Here is a 15,815-nt window from a genome sequence, read left to right as displayed (position 1 = left end):
AATGTCTTTCGGCTTTGGCGACGCCATCGCGAGCAGGCTCACTCCTACAATGGAACGCATTTCAAATGTAGGAGTGAGCCTGCTCGCGAATGTTGCGACTCGGTATCAAGGCAAGCGCCGATTATGCCTACCCCGGATGCGCCGCCGCCAACAGCTCTTTGGTGTAAGGATGCTGCGGTGAGTCGAACACATCATGGCTGGCACCGCGCTCAACCACTTTGCCGTCCTTGATCACGATCATGTCATGCGCCAGCGCCCGCACCACCGCCAGGTCGTGGCTGATGAACAGGTAGGTCAGGCCGTGTTTTTCCTGAAGATCGCGGAGCAGGGCGACCACTTGTTTCTGCACGGTACGATCGAGGGCTGACGTCGGTTCGTCGAGCAGGATCAGTGCCGGTTTCAGCACCAGCGCCCGGGCGATTGCGATACGCTGGCGCTGACCACCGGAAAATTCGTGCGGGTAGCGATGACGGCTTTCCGGGTCCAGGCCGACTTCCTTGAGTACACGGATCACCTGTGCATCGCACTCATCGGCGCTGGACTGACAATGCACCTCCAGCCCTTCACTGATGATCTGCGCCACCGACATACGTGGACTGAGGCTGCCGAACGGATCCTGAAACACCACCTGCATCTGCCGACGCCATGGTCGCAATTGCTTCTGATCGAGACCGTCGAGGGCGGTGCCCTGAAAACGGATACTGCCCTCGGAATCGAGCAACCGCAGAATCGCCTGGCCCAGGGTCGACTTGCCCGAACCGGACTCACCGACAATGCCCAGGGTTTTGCCGCGCTGGATATTCAGGCTGATGCCGTCCACCGCGCGCAAATATTGTTTGCGCTGGAACAGCCCGCCACCGACGACGAACTCGACCCGCAGATCGTCCACCTCCAGCACGTTCTCGCGTTCATCGCGGGGCAGGGCTTCGCCTTCCGGCTCGGCGTTGAGCAGCACGCAGCTGTAAGGGTGTTTCGGTTCGGTAAACAGGGTTTCGCACGGGGCTTGCTCGACGATTTCGCCAGCCTTCATCACGCACACCCGTTGCGCAATGCTGCGCACCAGATTGAGGTCGTGACTGATCAGCAGCAGCGACATGCCCAGGCGTTGTTGCAGGGATTTGAGCAGCAGCAGGATCTTGCGTTGCACTGTCACATCAAGCGCCGTGGTCGGCTCGTCAGCGATCAGCAGTTCCGGCTCGCAAGCCAGCGCCATGGCGATCATTACTCGTTGCCGCTGGCCGCCGGACAGTTGATGCGGATAGGCCTTGAGGCGCTCTTTGGGTTTCTGAATACCCACCAGTTCCAGCAGTTCAAGAATCCGCTGCTGCGCCGCTTTACCGCCCAGGCCACGATGCACCAGCAGCGTTTCACCGATTTGCTTTTCGATGGTGTGCAGCGGATTGAGCGAGGTCATCGGCTCCTGAAAGATCATCGCGATCCGGTTGCCGCGCAGTTCACGCAGGACCTTCGGATCGGCGCCGAGCAGCTCCTGACCGCGATAGCGAATGCTGCCGCTGGTTTGCGCATCGCCTTCGGGGAGCAACTGCAGAATCGAATGCGCAGTCACCGATTTGCCCGAGCCCGACTCGCCGACCAGCGCCAGGCACTCGCCGGGCCGGATGTCCAGGCACAGGTCGCGCACCGCCGGCTGGCCATGGAAGGCGACGTTCAGGTCACGGATTTCGATCAGGTTATCAGTCATGGTCACACTTCAGGATCGAGGGTCGAACGCGTCACGTAACGCTTCGCCGATGAACACCAGTAAAGAAAGAATCAGCGCCAGGGTGAAGAATGCCGTCAGCCCGAGCCACGGCGCTTGCAGGTTCTGTTTGCCCTGGCCGATCAGTTCGCCCAGCGAAGCGCTGCCGGCGGGCATGCCGAAACCGAGGAAGTCGAGGGCGGTAAGGGTGGAAATTGCGCCGGTCAGAATGAACGGCAAGTAACTCAGCGTCGCGTTCATCGCATTCGGCAGGATGTGCCGGAAAATCACCTTGCGGTCGCTCAGGCCCAAGGCGCGAGCGGCTTTGACGTATTCCAGATTACGCCCGCGCAGGAACTCGGCGCGCACCACATCCACCAGTGCCAGCCATGAAAACAGCGCCATGATCCCCAGCAGCCACCAGAAATTCGGCTCGACAAAGCCGGACAAAATGATCAGCAGGTACAGCACCGGCAATCCGCTCCAGACCTCCAGCAAACGCTGCCCGAGCAGATCGACCCAACCGCCGTAATAGCCTTGCAGGGCGCCGGCAGCTATGCCGATCAGCGCGCTGACGGCGGTCAGCATCAGGGCAAACAGGATCGATACCCGGGCACCGAAAATCACCCGCGCCAACACATCACGCGCCTGATCGTCGGTGCCGAGCCAGTTGACCTTTGAGGGCGGGCTCGGCGCAGGTTGATTGAGGTCGTAGTTGGGCGTGTCGTCGCTGAACGGGATTGGCGGGAACAGCAGCCAGCCACCGTCCTTGCGGATCAGGTTCTGCACATAGTCACTGCGATAATCGGCCTGGAACGGCAATTGCCCGCCAAACTCCTGTTCGGTGTAGCGCTTGAGGACCGGGAAGTAGAGCTGGTTCTGATAGCTGACCACCAGTGGTTTGTCATTGGCGATCAGTTCACCGCCTAGCGTCACCACGAACAGTCCAATAAACAGCCACAACGACCACCAGCCACGGCGGTTTTTCTTGAATCGCGCGAAACGGCGACGGCCCAGAGGCGAGAGCTTGAACATCAGGCGTTCCTCGCGGCGAAGTCGATACGTGGGTCGACCAGGGTGTAGCACAAGTCGCCGATCAGTTTTATCAGGAGGCCGAACAGGGTGAAGATGAACAGCGAGCCGAACACCACCGGATAGTCGCGAGAAACCGCCGCTTCGTAACTCATGCGGCCGAGGCCGTCGAGGGAGAAGATCACTTCGATCAACAGCGAACCGGCAAAGAACACACTGATGAACGCCTGCGGAATCCCCGAGACCACCAGCAGCATCGCATTGCGGAACACATGGCCGTAAAGCACGCGGCGCTCGCTCAAGCCTTTGGCGCGGGCGGTGACTACGTACTGGCGGGTGATTTCATTGAGGAACGAGTTCTTGGTGAGGATCGTCAGCGTGGCGAAGCCGCCAATCACCAGCGCCGTCACCGGCAACACCAGGTGCCAGAAGTAATCGGCAATCTTGCCCAGGGTCGACAGCGATTCGAAGTTGTCCGAGACCAGACCGCGCACTGGAAACCAGTTCAATGACGTGCCACCGGCAAACACCACGATCAGAAACATTGCGAACAGAAACGCCGGCATCGCGTAGCCGATGATGATCGCGGTGCTGCTCCAGATGTCGAAATGGCTGCCGTGATGCACCGCTTTGCGGATGCCCAGCGGGATCGACACCAGATAGGTGATCAGCGTCGCCCACAAGCCGAGGGAAATGGTCACCGGCATTTTTTCCAGAATCAGATCGGTGACCGTCGCACCGCGGAAAAAGCTTTTGCCGAAGTCCAGCTGCGCGTAGTTCTTGAGCATCAGCCACAGCCGCTCATGCGCCGGTTTGTCAAAACCGTACTGCTTTTCGATGTCCTTGATCAGTTGCGGATCGAGGCCACGGCTGGCGCGCGAAGTGTTGCTCATGGTTTCGCTGGAACTGCCGCCGACACTCGCACCGCCGATCCCTTGCAGATGGGCGATGGCCTGTTCGACCGGGCCACCGGGTGCGGCCTGAATGATCACGAAATTGACCAGCAGGATGATCACCAGCGTCGGAATGATCAGCAGCAGGCGCCGCAGAATGTATGCCCACATCAGTGCGGTCCTCCGGGTCTGCCACGGCCGATTTTTTCGGCGGTCATCTGCTGGTTGGTCAGCGGCGTACTGCTGATTTCCCACCAGCTCTCGATCGCTTCGTCATTGCTGGCCTGGATCGCCGGCATGCCGAAGCGGTTCCACCAGACGGTGGAGGTGCCCGGCGGGTAATAGTTGGGAATCCAGTAGTAGTTCCATTGCAGCACCCGGTCCAGAGCGTGGGCGTAGTGCAACATGTCGCTTTGGGTCGACGCGCGGATCAGGCCGTTGATCAGGGTGTCGACCGCCGGATTCTTCAGCACCATGTAATTGTTGGCGCCGGGGTCGTTGGCCGATATCGAACCGAAGTAGTTGAGCAACTCGCCCCCCGGAGACGTGCTGACCGGGTAGCCGGTGACGATCATGTCGTAATCACGGCTCATCAGGCGATTGACGTATTGCGAGGAGTCGATGCGACGGATATTCAGCTCAATGCCGATCTGCTTCAGCGTGCGCTTGTAAGGCAGAAGCAGGCGATCCATACCGTTCTGGCTGACCAGAAAGGTGAAACTCAACGGTTCGCCTTCGGCGTTGACCAGTTGGTCGCCCTCGGGTTTCCAGCCAGCCTGTTCGAGCAGTTCCAGGGCTTGCAGTTGCTTGTCGCGGATCAGCCCGCTGCCATCGGTTTTCGGCGCCTCGAAGACCTGGGTGAACACTTCGTCGGGAACCTGCCCGCGCAACGGCTCGAGGATTTTCAGCTCGGCGGTATCCGGCAACTCGCGGGCTGCCAGTGCGGTATTGGAGAAATAGCTCTGCTGGCGGATGTACATGTTGCGCATCATCTGCCGGTTGCTCCACTCGAAATCCCAGAGCATCGCCAGCGCCTGGCGCACCCGACGATCCTGGAACATCGGTTTCTGCAGGTTGAACACGAAGCCCTGCGCAGATTGCGGGGCCTCGGTGGCCAGGTGGGCTTTCTGCAAACGTCCGTCACTCAGCGCAGGGCTGTCGTAACCGATCGAATAGCCGGTGGCGGAAAACTCGCGGTTGTAGTCATAGGCACCGCCGCGCAATACCTGGCGGGCGACATCGGTGTCGCCGAAATATTCGATGCTGAAGTGATCGAAGTTATACAGGCCGCGACTGACCGGCAGGTCCTTGCCCCACCAGTCGGGGTTGCGTTCAAAGGTGATGCTGCGCCCGGAGTCGACCTTGCCGACCCGATACGGGCCGCTGCCCAGTGGTGGTTCATAGCCACCGCCACCGGCGAAGTCGCGGGTTTTCCACCAGTGCTCGGGAAACACCGGCAGGGTGGCAATGTCCAGCGGCAGGGTGCGGTTCTCGTTGCTCTTGAAATCGAAGCGCACGGTCAGCGGCGCTTCCACTTCCACGCCTTTGACGTCGGCGAACTGCGTGCGATAGCGCAGGCTGCCCTGGGTCATCAACAGGTCATAGGTGTAGCGCACGTCTTCGGCAGTGATCGGCTTGCCGTCGGCAAAACGCGCCTTGGGATCGATGAAGAAGCGCAGCGACAGACCATCCTCCGAGCGCTCCATCTTTTGCGCCACCAGGCCATAGACCGTGTAGGGCTCGTCCATCGAGCGCTGGGCCAGCGGCGAATAGAGCATGCCGTCGATCTGGGTGACGCCGATGCCTTTATCTATATAAGGCAGGATGTGATCGAAATGCCCGATCTCTATCGCCGAGCGGCGCATGGTGCCGCCCTTGGGCGCCCGCGGATTGGTGTAGTCGAAATGGCTGAAACCGGCCGGGTATTTGGCAGGTTCGCCATAGACGGTCAACGCATGTTGCGGGGTGGCGTTCACACCGGCGGCGCCCAATAGCAGGGCCACGGCAGTGAACAGTAAAGTCGGGAAAGCCAGTCGCATTGTCAGCCTTAAAGCCGGGTGATCGATAAGCGCAATTTGTACGCGAGCGGCGCGTCAGTCGCCAGCCGTATCCTGTAACCAAAACACAACGGCCCACCAAAAGGCGGGCCGTTGGGACAGCAATCAGGCGACGGATCAGTCCTGACGGCTGGTGACTTCGAGCAGGTGATAACCGAACTGGGTCTTCACCGGGCCTTGCACGACGTTGATTGGCGCGCTGAAGACTACGGTGTCGAATTCCTTGACCATCTGGCCAGGACCGAATGAACCCAGATCGCCGCCCTGACGGCTGGACGGGCAGCTGGAGTTGGCCTTGGCGACCTCGGCGAAATCAGCACCGGCTTCGATCTGGGCCTTGAGTTCGTTGCACTTGTCTTCGCTGGAAACCAGGATGTGGCGGGCAGTGGCTTTAGCCATGGGGAAATTCTCCAATCTATTTCAGTAAAGTGTGGAGCCTACCGGATTCAGTAAGCGATTTCTCTGCAAAGTTCCACTCGGTACATTGACGTACATCTACAGTTGCGCGGCTTTCAGGCGCATCGCGTGTTCGACATAGAGGTCGACGGGATCCGCGCCGGGTATTCGCGACCCGCCCGGATGGCGCAAGCTGCCAAGGTGATTGAGGGGATAGTCGGAGCGGATGACCCGGCCCAGGTGAGAACTGTAACGGCCCACGAAACCATCGTTCTGTCCGGCCTCCGTGACGAAATGGCTGGATAATGCGTGGCAGACGGAATGCACTGGATCCAGAGCCTGCAACAAATTGTCCTGCAGCGTGCCGCTCCAGGAGTAGTAGTGGACGTCATTGACCCGTTCCGCCCCCTGGCCGCCCCACGTCGAAGGCAGGCCTTGAGGGTATTTTTTGTTGAATTGCCCGACGTCCGCAGTCGTCAGGGCATTGAGTGCAGCTACGGCGGCCTGCGGCAGACCCGGTTGACCGCTGAGCAGCGAGAGGAATCGCGCAAACTGTGTCGCAGCGTGCTCCGCCACCTGCTCCGGCAGGCCTCCCGGAACCAGCGCCAGGCGTAAGGCGTCAGCCAGTTCCGAGCCGTGATTGGGGCCGCTGACCGATGTCACCGAGGCGACTTTCTCCGGCGCGAGCGCAGCGGCATAACGGCATGCCAGCGCGCCCTGGCTATGTCCGATCAGGTTGACTTTACCGGCGCCGGTGCCTCGCAGAACGCGCTCGATCTGGAACATCAATTGCTGGCCGCGAACTTCGTTGTCATGGGTTGCGGACAGCTGCGGCACAAACACTTGCCCGCCTGCCTCCCTCAGCGCTTGCTTGACATCATGAAAAAGCTCGAAATGGCCGATACGGTCAAACCCGAACAGGCCATGGACCAAAAGGATGGGGTAGCGGGTTGTCGCATTCCGTTGCATGTTCCTGCCTCTTTTGCAGATGCTTGTCAGTGGTTGGTGCGTGCCACTGTAAAACAGGCCTGCGGGTCGGCGATGTCTGAAAAATCCTCTGTACTAAAAGGAAATTGGACTAAAAGCGGTACGAATTTTCGCTTCTGCTTGAGAGGGTAGTCGGAACATTTGGCAATCTTTTGCCCGGTATCGCTGGATTCTGCTTCGTAAGCCTACGTCATGCGGTGTATTTACCCTGCCGACGGAAGGCGTTGTCCTGACTTCCGCCGGTCGCTGGATGGTGTTCAATGGATTTCGTTCGACGCGGCCTTCACGGCGGCGTTTTATCCAAGGAATGGAGCTACGAATGTCTATATACGAAGCCACCGGCGATTCTTCTGTGGTACCAGCGTCAAATATGTCCCCTGTAGCGGATGAATCCGGTGAACACCGTCTTCTGAGTTTGAAGGTGGACGGCGACCACTTCGAATTCTGCTATCGACACGCGTCTGCGGCGGCAGACTCTCCAGACTCGTGGCTGCCTGCACCGATGCTTGAGGTTATGGAGGGTGGAATGCTTGATCCTTCACTGGACCATGCATTCGTCAGGGTGGCGCCTTACCCGAACATGTTGTGCGGCGACAAACTTGTGCTGAGCTGGCAAGGGCTGGATGACGAAGGATTGCCCTATATTCACGAAACCACTCGTGCGGTCAGTGAAAGTCAGGTGGGTCAGGAACTCGTCTTTGTCATAAAGGGTTTGCACATCGCAGCGCTGGAGCGCGGCTCGCTGGAGGTTTACTGGACGCTGTACAGCGTTGCGCTGCAGAAGCCCGTGTCATCCAGGCATTTGCAGCTGAATGTGGGTGATCCGGAACCCGATTTGCTGGCTCCGATCCTTGAAGAAACGGTGGGCGGGACGCTCGATCCGGCCCGTGTTCCGCAGGGCACTAGCGTTGTCGTGCGACCTTACGCCCGCATGGCTGTCGGGGACCGGGTCATCCTGTCGTGGCAAGGTGTCGAAGGACTGCCGGTGATCAGTGATGTGTTGCTCGTGGAGCCGTTTGCTGTCGGCGAAGCGCTGTCTTTCTGGATACCCGCAGATCGCATCGCCCCTCATCGTATGCAGGAGGTGAGCGTCAGCTACCGGGTGGAATCAAGGTCGGCGCAGGTGAGGAACTCTGCAACCTCGCGAATTCTGATCGCGCCATTGATGCGAGGCGAGCTCGCAGCTCCGCAGGTACTGGAAGCGCAAGATGGCGAACTGGAGGCAGTAGATGCCGAGGATGGCATTACCGTGGTGATCGGCAATGCCCAGGCCGAGGAGGGGGAGCTGGTTTACTTGAAATGCGATGGTGAGTATTTCAGTCACCGCGATGATCGGGACATCACCCGGGAAACTGCAGGCCAGCCCTTGGTATTCATCGTGCCTTATCGTTTCTGGCGAGAGCATCGGGAAACTGTGGTGCAGGTGTCGTATTCAGTGGAGCGGCTGGATGATGTCAGCCAGGCTTCCGAGATAACACGCATCCGGGTGCGGGCATAACCCGGTGGTGAAGTCTGAGCGATGACTCAGCCTTTGCGGGATTTTGATAAGCCCGCAAAGGCTGCTCGGATCATCAGGCTCGAAGTCGCTTGGCGGCATTCGACAGCAACTGCTCCGTCGCGCTGAACCCCAGGCAACCATCGGTGATCGATACGCCATAACGCAGTGCAGGGCTCAAAGGCTGGCAGCCCTCGAACAGATGGGACTCAATCATCATGCCGATCAAGGCGCGATCACCTTGCAGGCGTTGTTCGAGCACCTCGTTGAACACGTCGGGCTGGCGCAATGGGTCCTTGCCGCTGTTGGCGTGGCTGCAGTCGACCATGATCCGGCTCGGAATTTTCAGTCGGCTCAGGTCGGCATGTACCCGGGCGACGCTTTCGCGATCGTAGTTAGGACCGTGATGACCGCCGCGCAGCACTATATGAGTGTCGGGGTTGCCCGGGGTCTGGATGATCGCCGGGTGTCCTTGGCTGTCGACGCCGAAGTGTCGGTGCGGATGTGCTGCTGAGCGCATGGCGTCGACGGCTACACCTACGCCACCGTCGGTGCCGTTCTTGAAACCTACGGGCATGTTCAGGCCGCTGGCCATTTCCCGGTGAATCTGCGATTCGGTGGTGCGTGCACCGATAGCAACCCAACTGAGCAGGTCGTCGAAGTAGCCGGTCGCCATTGGTTGCAGCAACTCGGTAGCGATGGGCAGCCCCAGGCGGATCATCTCAAGCATCAATTCACGCGACAGGGTCAGGCCGCCAGCCATGTCGTCGCTGCCATCCAGGTGCGGGTCGTAAGCCAGACCTTTCCAGCCGACGGTGGTGCGGGGTTTTTCGATGTAGGCGCGCATCACCAGCAGCATCTCGTCTCTGACTTCATGGGCCAGGCGGGAAAGTTTTTCGGCGTATTCGAGTGCGGAGCGCGCGTCATGAATCGAGCAAGGGCCGACGACGACCAGCAGGCGATGGTCTTCGCCATTGAGGATCGCGCGGACAGCCTGGCGGTGGGCTGCGACTTGCTGGGCGAGGGCATTGCTCAGGGGCAATTGCTGTTTGAGCTGCAATGCGCTGGGCAGACGCAGGGTCAGTGCTTCGTTGGCAGAATCAAGGGTGGTCAGTGGCAGAGCAGAAACAGACGAGTTCATATTCGGGATTCCTGGGCTGGCGGCGGGTGTTTCCCGCTCACTCGGCCCTACTGGGGTGTTCGACAATTGGCCGGATTGGCTGCGTGTGTGTGCTTGCCACCTGTGGGTGACCGATCGGAGGCGGCAGGCTGTCCCGAGCGGAGGTTGCTAAATCGCCAGGCGGTAAAAGTGTCGTAACGGTAATAAGTGGCGTAGTTCATGTCGTGATTCCTCAAAGTTCTGGTGTGTTGCTGAAAAATTTGGGGCCTGAAAAAACAAAACCCCCGGTCGGGAGGCCGACCGGGGGTTGAGAATTCTCTGGTAGGCGACCCGTTTTTATGGGCGCCGGTGGGTATCAGGCGCGCCAGTGGCTAAACCAATACCCAAAATAAAAGCTGACAGGAGCGCAAGCGTCATTCGCCCGGGCAGCCGCAACCGAGCGCAGGGCGCTGGCGGAACGAAGCTGTGAGAGGGCGTTGAACATGGTTGTCTCCGATGAATGCGCCGAGCTTACTAGAGGCCCGTACGGCTGAGCAATCAGAAATTGCTATCGCCATTGCGGAGGTTACCTATCGCTTGAGTGCTGCAGGCGTTGTGACACACTGGTTGCTTTGCACAAACACCAAGGATGATTCATGTCGATGTTCACGGTCGCTGCAGCCCAGTCGCTCTCCATTGCCGGTGATCTGGCGGCGAACATCGCCCGTCATTTGCGCTTCATGGCCGTGGCGGCGGAGCAGGGCGTCGAGCTGCTGGTGTTCCCGGAGCTGTCGCTGACAGGCTACGAAGGCCAGATGGCCGCAGACCTGGCAATCGATCCGCAGGATGCTGTGCTGCAACCCTTGCGCGATTGCGCTCGCGAGCTAGGCCTCACCGCTGTCGTCGGTATGCCGATTCGCGATAGGGACAGTTCGAAGGTATTGATCGGCGCGCTGACATTAGGAGGGGATGGTTCTCTTGAGGTTTACAGCAAACAACATCTGCACAGTGGCGAAGAGCTTTTCTATGCCCCAGGTGCTGGTGGTTCGTCCTTGAGCATAGGCGGCGATACCATAGCGCTGGCGGTCTGCGCTGATTTTTCCCATGCCAGTCACGCGGCCGCGGCCGCCGATCTTGGTGCCGACCTGTACGCAGCAGGCGTGCTGATCGGGGAAAAAGGCTACGGCGTGGATAGCGCGCTGCTGCAGGGCTATGCCCAAAACCACTCAATGGCGGTGCTGATGGCCAATCACGCCGGGCTCACGGGTGGATGGCAATCGGCGGGTCGCAGCGCGTTCTGGTCTGAAAGCGGGACGCTGGTGGTGGCGGCGCGAGGGCCGGGTGAAGTGTTGGTTATTGCCCGGCGTGATGCCGGCGCATGGCAGGGGCGGGTAGTACCCGTGGCGGTAGACCTGTGACCTGGGCATTGCGTCGTGCCGAATCGGCAGATCGGGCGTTCGCCCGAAAGCTGACGTGCCAGAACATGCTGCGCTATTACATTGACCACGAGCTGCTGTGGCAGGACGAAGCGTTCGACGTTGCCTGGGATGGGCGGGACAACTGGCTGGTCCTTCTTGGTGAAGTTCCTGTGGGATTTTTCAGTCTCAGTCATGATCGCCGGGCCTTGTACATCCGCGAGCTGCAAATAGCCGAGGTCTCTCGCAGGCAAGGTGCAGGATCCTGGGCGATTGATCAGGTTGTCGCTTTGGCTCGCGGCGAAAAACTGTCAGCACTGCGTTTGACAGTATTCAAAAATAATCCGGCGCAAAGTCTGTATAAGAGAAAAGGCTTCAAGGTGTGCGGTGAGGACGAGTGTTTCCTGAGGATGGAGCTCGATTTCGGTACACTTGTGCTCTGAAACCCACGGCCGGCAAGCCTTCGATGATGAATTGAAACTTTTTAAATGATGCTTGCCGCTAGGTCTGTCTGGCACTTTTTGCTAAGGTGTCCGGCATCCCAATAAGACCATATCGCGAGGTGTCTGCTTGATTAGGGTGCTAGTGGTCGACGACCATGATCTCGTTCGTACAGGCATTACACGTATGCTGGCCGATATCGATGGCTTGCAGGTGGTTGGACAGGCCGAGTCCGGGGAAGAATCCCTGATCAAGGCCCGTGAGTTGAAACCCGATGTGGTCCTGATGGACGTAAAGATGCCCGGTATTGGCGGCCTCGAGGCCACGCGCAAGCTGTTGCGCAGCCACCCGGACATCAAGGTCGTCGCGGTGACCGTGTGCGAGGAAGATCCATTTCCTACGCGCCTGTTACAGGCTGGTGCCGCCGGCTACCTGACCAAGGGCGCTGGTTTGCCGGAAATGGTTCAGGCGATCCGTCTGGTGTTTGCCGGGCAGCGATACATCAGCCCGCAGATTGCCCAGCAACTGGCGATCAAATCGTTCCAGCCAACCAACGATTCACCTTTCGACGCTTTGTCCGAGCGGGAAATCCAGATCGCGTTGATGATTGTCGGCTGCCAGAAGGTGCAGATCATTTCCGACAAACTCTGCTTGTCGCCGAAAACGGTGAACACATATCGCTACCGGATTTTCGAAAAGCTGTCGATCAGCAGTGATGTCGAGCTGACGTTGCTGGCTGTGCGCCACGGCATGGTGGATGCCAGCGCCTGATCATGACTGAAGTATTCGATTCCGGCGCCTTCCTGGCGACTGTCAGTGGGCGCCCCGGCGTCTATCGCATGTTCGACAGCGATGCGCGCCTGCTGTATGTCGGCAAGGCCAAGAACCTCAAGAAGCGCCTTGCCAGCTATTTTCGCAAGACCGGGCTGGCGCCAAAAACCGCTGCGCTGGTCGGGCGTATCGCGCAGGTCGAAACGACCATCACCGCCAACGAAACCGAGGCGTTGCTGCTTGAGCAGACGCTGATCAAGGAGTGGCGGCCGCCGTATAACATTCTGCTGCGCGACGATAAGTCCTATCCCTATGTCTTTCTGTCTGACGGCCAATTCCCACGTCTGAGCATCCACCGTGGCGCGAAGAAGGCCAAGGGCAAGTATTTTGGCCCGTACCCGAGCGCCGGGGCCATTCGCGAAAGTCTCAGCCTCTTGCAAAAGACCTTTTTCGTCCGTCAGTGCGAAGACAGCTATTACAAAAATCGCACGCGCCCGTGTCTTCAATATCAGATCAAGCGTTGCAAGGCGCCTTGTGTCGGTCTGGTCGAACCTGAGGTCTACGCCGAGGATGTACGCCATTCGGTGATGTTTCTCGAGGGGCGCAGTCATGCCCTGACCAATGAGCTGTCCACGGCAATGGAAGAGGCGGCAATCAATCTCGAATTCGAGCGCGCCGCCGAGTTGCGTGACCAGATTGCCTTGCTGCGCCGTGTTCAGGATCAGCAAAGCATGGAAGGTGGAACGGGCGACATCGATGTTATCGCAGCTTTCGTCAACCCGGGCGGCGCTTGCGTTCACTTGATCAGTGTGCGCGGCGGTCGGGTGTTGGGCAGCAAGAACTTCTTTCCGCAGGTGGGTATCGAGGAGGAGGTCGCTGAAGTCATGGCGGCGTTCCTCGGTCAGTACTACATCAGCAGTCCGGAGCGCGACCTGCCAGGCGAACTGATCGTCAACGTGGTTCCCGAAGACGCCACGGCTCTGATCGACGCCATCCACGAGCTGCGCGGTCGGGAGCTGAGCATCAGCCACCGGGTACGCGGCACGCGGGCTCGATGGCAGCAGTTGGCGGTCACCAATGCTGAGCAAGCGCTGGGCGCACGCCTGGCCAATCGTCAACACACGGCTGCGCGCTTCGATGCGCTGGCAGAAGTGCTGAACCTGGATGAGCCGCCGCAGCGTCTTGAGTGCTATGACATCAGTCACTCCAGTGGTGAGGCCACCGTCGCATCCTGTGTCGTGTTCGGCCCCGAAGGCGCGATCAAATCCGACTATCGTCGCTATAACATTGAAGGCGTCACGGCGGGTGATGATTATGCAGCCATGCACCAGGCGTTGACCCGGCGCTTCAGCAAACTGAAGGATGGCGAGGGCAAGCTGCCGGACATTCTGTTGGTGGACGGCGGCAAAGGTCAGTTGTCGATGGCCCGCGACGTACTCAACGAGCTGGCGGTGCCGGATCTCATTCTTCTGGGTGTGGCCAAGGGTGCAACACGCAAGGCAGGCTTCGAAACTTTGTATCTCAATGATGCCGCGCATGAGTTCACGCTGCGTGGCGATTCCCCGGCGTTGCACCTGATCCAGCAGATTCGTGACGAGGCGCACCGCTTCGCAATCACCGGCCACCGTGCGCGGCGCGGCAAGACCCGCCGCACCTCGACGCTGGAAGGCGTTGCAGGTGTCGGGCCGACCCGACGTCGGGACTTGTTGAAACATTTTGGTGGATTGCAGGAGCTGTCTCGTGCAAGCATCGAAGAGATCGCCAAAGCACCGGGGATCAGTAAAAAGCTCGCAGAGTCGATTTATGCAAACCTGCATAGCGAGTAGAATGCCAACTCACCTCGTAGCCAGTTGTGCCGATGAATATCCCTAATCTGATTACCGTTCTCCGCGTCCTGCTCATCCCGATCTTCATTTTGCTGTTTTACCTGCCTTACCAGTGGAGCTATATGGCCTCCGCTTCGGTATTCGCCTTTGCGGCGGCAACTGATTGGCTGGATGGCTATCTGGCCCGCCGCCTTGAACAAAGCACGCCGTTCGGCGCGTTTCTCGATCCGGTTGCCGACAAGCTGATGGTGGCAGTCGCTTTGGTACTGCTGGTTCAGGAACACGGCAATTTGTGGCTGACACTTCCCGCAGCCGTCATCATCGGCCGCGAGATTGTCGTATCGGCCTTGCGTGAATGGATGGCCGAACTCGGTGCCCGCGCTCATGTAGCAGTGTCCAATCTCGGCAAGTGGAAAACCGCGGCGCAGATGCTGGCGCTGGTGATCCTGCTGGCCAATCCCCGCGATTTCAGCTTCTGGGTGCTGCTGGGTTACGCCTTGCTGATGATCTCGGCGGGCCTGACGTTGTGGTCGATGGTTCAATACCTGCGGGCCGCCTGGCCGCATCTGAAAACCGACGTTGAAAAGAAATAAAACTTTTTTGAATCAAAGGGTTGACGGGGCATCTGAAATCTATAGAATGCGCCACACCAAGCGGGAATAGCTCAGTTGGTAGAGCACGACCTTGCCAAGGTCGGGGTCGCGAGTTCGAGTCTCGTTTCCCGCTCCAAGTTTGTACGCGGTTGTTGTTGTGCTACTAAACAGCGATCGTTTGAGGCCGAGTAGCAAAATGGTTATGCAGCGGATTGCAAATCCGCCTACGCCGGTTCGATTCCGACCTCGGCCTCCACTATAAACAAGCTCCGTAGATCCATGATTTACGGAGCTTTTTTATTTTCAGTGCACTGCAAGATTTAGTCTTGAAATCAGCCACTGTGAACTTGCTTCACCGGGACGTGATGTATATATTTCCCGCTCTGCTTCAAAGGCTCAACAAAGTCAGATTCTCTTGCCGACTGATTTGAGCACTACAACAGCGCTACCGCCCGAATGGCGAAACTGGTAGACGCATGGGACTTAAAATCCCCCGCTCGTAAGGGCGTGCCGGTTCGATTCCGGCTTCGGGCACCATCTTAAATCAAGGGTTTGCGGGCGAAAGCTGAGGCAAACCCTTGTTTGTTTCCAGGTCGCAATTCTGACATTGGTTCGCAATTCACTTTGTGGGCATGACCTTTTTACCCTTTCAATTGCGAATGTACTGCTCTGTCATCCCTACGGTGGTATGCCCAAGTTGATCCTTGGCCCGCATGATGTCGCCGCTCGATTCAGCCTTATCAGTACCAGCCTTGGCGCGTAAATCACACATTTGAAACTCGGCCGTTTCAACACCAACTGCCTCCCTGGCCACATCAAATCTCCTGCGCAACATTGCCTCCGTCATCGGAGTGCCGTTTTCTGCCACGATCAGCCGCGTCGAGCGGACTTTGTGTCCGGACTTCCTGGCTATGATTCGATCAATCAAAACTTTCAGCTCACCGGTTACCTCAATCCGTCGTTTGGCCTTCGTTTTCCCCTGGAGCACCCAGATTTGGCCGTCGCGCACGTCTCGTTCATCCATAAGCCGCGTGTCTGTTACTCGCTGGCCAGTCAAATAGGCCAAGTCCATGGCATCGCGCAGTCCGGCGTCAGCCTTGTCGTGCACCTC

General features: G+C 58.8%; 13 protein-coding genes, 3 tRNA genes and 1 pseudogene. 9 read left to right on the top strand and 8 right to left on the bottom strand.

The features are described from left to right. Nucleotides 1-127 precede the first annotated feature (127 nt). The 6 genes from E4T63_RS15200 to E4T63_RS15175 all read right to left on the bottom strand — a co-directional run bounded on the left by E4T63_RS15200 (nt 128) and on the right by E4T63_RS15175 (nt 7,046). Nucleotides 128-1,702 (bottom strand): ABC transporter ATP-binding protein, encoded by a 1,575-nt coding sequence (locus E4T63_RS15200; RefSeq protein ID WP_135295905.1) that lies wholly within the window; start codon nt 1,700-1,702, stop codon nt 128-130. A gap of 9 nt (nt 1,703-1,711) precedes the next feature. Further along, complete coding sequence (locus E4T63_RS15195) at nt 1,712-2,734, bottom strand: ABC transporter permease (protein ID WP_134786509.1); 1,023 nt, start codon at nt 2,732-2,734, stop codon at nt 1,712-1,714. Continuing rightward, nucleotides 2,734-3,795 carry a microcin C ABC transporter permease YejB gene (locus E4T63_RS15190; protein ID WP_027612667.1) on the bottom strand — a complete coding sequence of 354 codons (1,062 nt, stop codon included), beginning with the start codon at nt 3,793-3,795 and terminating at the stop codon, nt 2,734-2,736. Before E4T63_RS15190 ends, E4T63_RS15195 begins: the two co-directional genes overlap by 1 nt. After that, a complete protein-coding gene (locus E4T63_RS15185) occupies nt 3,795-5,663 on the bottom strand; it encodes an extracellular solute-binding protein (protein WP_098964174.1) in 1,869 nt (622 codons plus the stop codon). Before E4T63_RS15185 ends, E4T63_RS15190 begins: the two co-directional genes overlap by 1 nt. Nucleotides 5,664-5,798: 135 nt before the next feature. Beyond that, the gene (locus tag E4T63_RS15180; RefSeq protein ID WP_016774509.1) at nt 5,799-6,080 is read right to left on the bottom strand and encodes a peptidylprolyl isomerase; all 282 of its coding nucleotides are present in this window, start codon (nt 6,078-6,080) and stop codon (nt 5,799-5,801) included. Between the two features lie 96 nt (nt 6,081-6,176). Further along, nucleotides 6,177-7,046, bottom strand: a complete 870-nt coding sequence (locus E4T63_RS15175; protein ID WP_135295904.1) for an esterase/lipase family protein — start codon at nt 7,044-7,046, stop codon at nt 6,177-6,179. Between the two features lie 337 nt (nt 7,047-7,383). On the opposite strand from E4T63_RS15175, the gene E4T63_RS15170 reads away from it, so the two are divergent. Beyond that, entirely contained in the window at nt 7,384-8,562 is a 1,179-nt protein-coding gene (locus E4T63_RS15170; RefSeq protein ID WP_135295903.1) for a hypothetical protein, read from the top strand. Nucleotides 8,563-8,635: 73 nt separating this feature from the next. Here the strand turns inward: E4T63_RS15170 and E4T63_RS15165 are convergent, their stop codons facing one another. Then, the gene (locus tag E4T63_RS15165; RefSeq protein ID WP_135295902.1) at nt 8,636-9,700 is read right to left on the bottom strand and encodes a 3-deoxy-7-phosphoheptulonate synthase; all 1,065 of its coding nucleotides are present in this window, start codon (nt 9,698-9,700) and stop codon (nt 8,636-8,638) included. Between the two features lie 614 nt (nt 9,701-10,314). Between E4T63_RS15165 and E4T63_RS15160 the strand changes: the two genes are divergently transcribed. The 8 genes from E4T63_RS15160 to E4T63_RS15125 all read left to right on the top strand — a co-directional run bounded on the left by E4T63_RS15160 (nt 10,315) and on the right by E4T63_RS15125 (nt 15,241). Continuing rightward, nucleotides 10,315-11,076, top strand: coding sequence for a carbon-nitrogen hydrolase family protein (locus tag E4T63_RS15160; protein WP_134786505.1), 762 nt, complete (start codon nt 10,315-10,317; stop codon nt 11,074-11,076). Further along, nucleotides 11,073-11,516 (top strand): GNAT family N-acetyltransferase, encoded by a 444-nt coding sequence (locus E4T63_RS15155; RefSeq protein WP_209318213.1) that lies wholly within the window; start codon nt 11,073-11,075, stop codon nt 11,514-11,516. The genes E4T63_RS15160 and E4T63_RS15155 overlap by 4 nt, the downstream gene beginning before the upstream one ends. Nucleotides 11,517-11,643: 127 nt before the next feature. Beyond that, nucleotides 11,644-12,285: a response regulator transcription factor GacA gene (gene gacA / locus E4T63_RS15150; protein WP_024012761.1), complete on the top strand. Its 642-nt coding sequence runs from the start codon at nt 11,644-11,646 to the stop codon at nt 12,283-12,285. Nucleotides 12,286-12,287: 2 nt separating this feature from the next. Beyond that, nucleotides 12,288-14,111 (top strand): excinuclease ABC subunit UvrC, encoded by a 1,824-nt coding sequence (uvrC, locus tag E4T63_RS15145; RefSeq protein WP_027612674.1) that lies wholly within the window; start codon nt 12,288-12,290, stop codon nt 14,109-14,111. Nucleotides 14,112-14,143: 32 nt separating this feature from the next. Further along, complete coding sequence (gene pgsA, locus E4T63_RS15140) at nt 14,144-14,704, top strand: CDP-diacylglycerol--glycerol-3-phosphate 3-phosphatidyltransferase (RefSeq protein WP_003225417.1); 561 nt, start codon at nt 14,144-14,146, stop codon at nt 14,702-14,704. 60 nt (nt 14,705-14,764) lie between these two features. Beyond that, nucleotides 14,765-14,840: transfer RNA gene (locus E4T63_RS15135), tRNA-Gly, on the top strand. Nucleotides 14,841-14,886: 46 nt separating this feature from the next. Beyond that, nucleotides 14,887-14,960, top strand: a tRNA-Cys gene (locus E4T63_RS15130). Nucleotides 14,961-15,154: 194 nt separating this feature from the next. Continuing rightward, nucleotides 15,155-15,241, top strand: a tRNA-Leu gene (locus E4T63_RS15125). Nucleotides 15,242-15,353: 112 nt separating this feature from the next. Here E4T63_RS15125 and E4T63_RS15120 read toward each other — a convergent pair. After that, nucleotides 15,354-15,800, bottom strand: a pseudogene (locus E4T63_RS15120) (tyrosine-type recombinase/integrase); the annotation flags it as partial. Nucleotides 15,801-15,815: the final 15 nt, after the last annotated feature.

The sequence above is a fragment of the Pseudomonas fluorescens genome, from assembly GCF_004683905.1.
Classification (GTDB): domain Bacteria; phylum Pseudomonadota; class Gammaproteobacteria; order Pseudomonadales; family Pseudomonadaceae; genus Aquipseudomonas; species Aquipseudomonas putida_A.
This window is presented reverse-complemented; position numbering and strand designations above follow the sequence as displayed.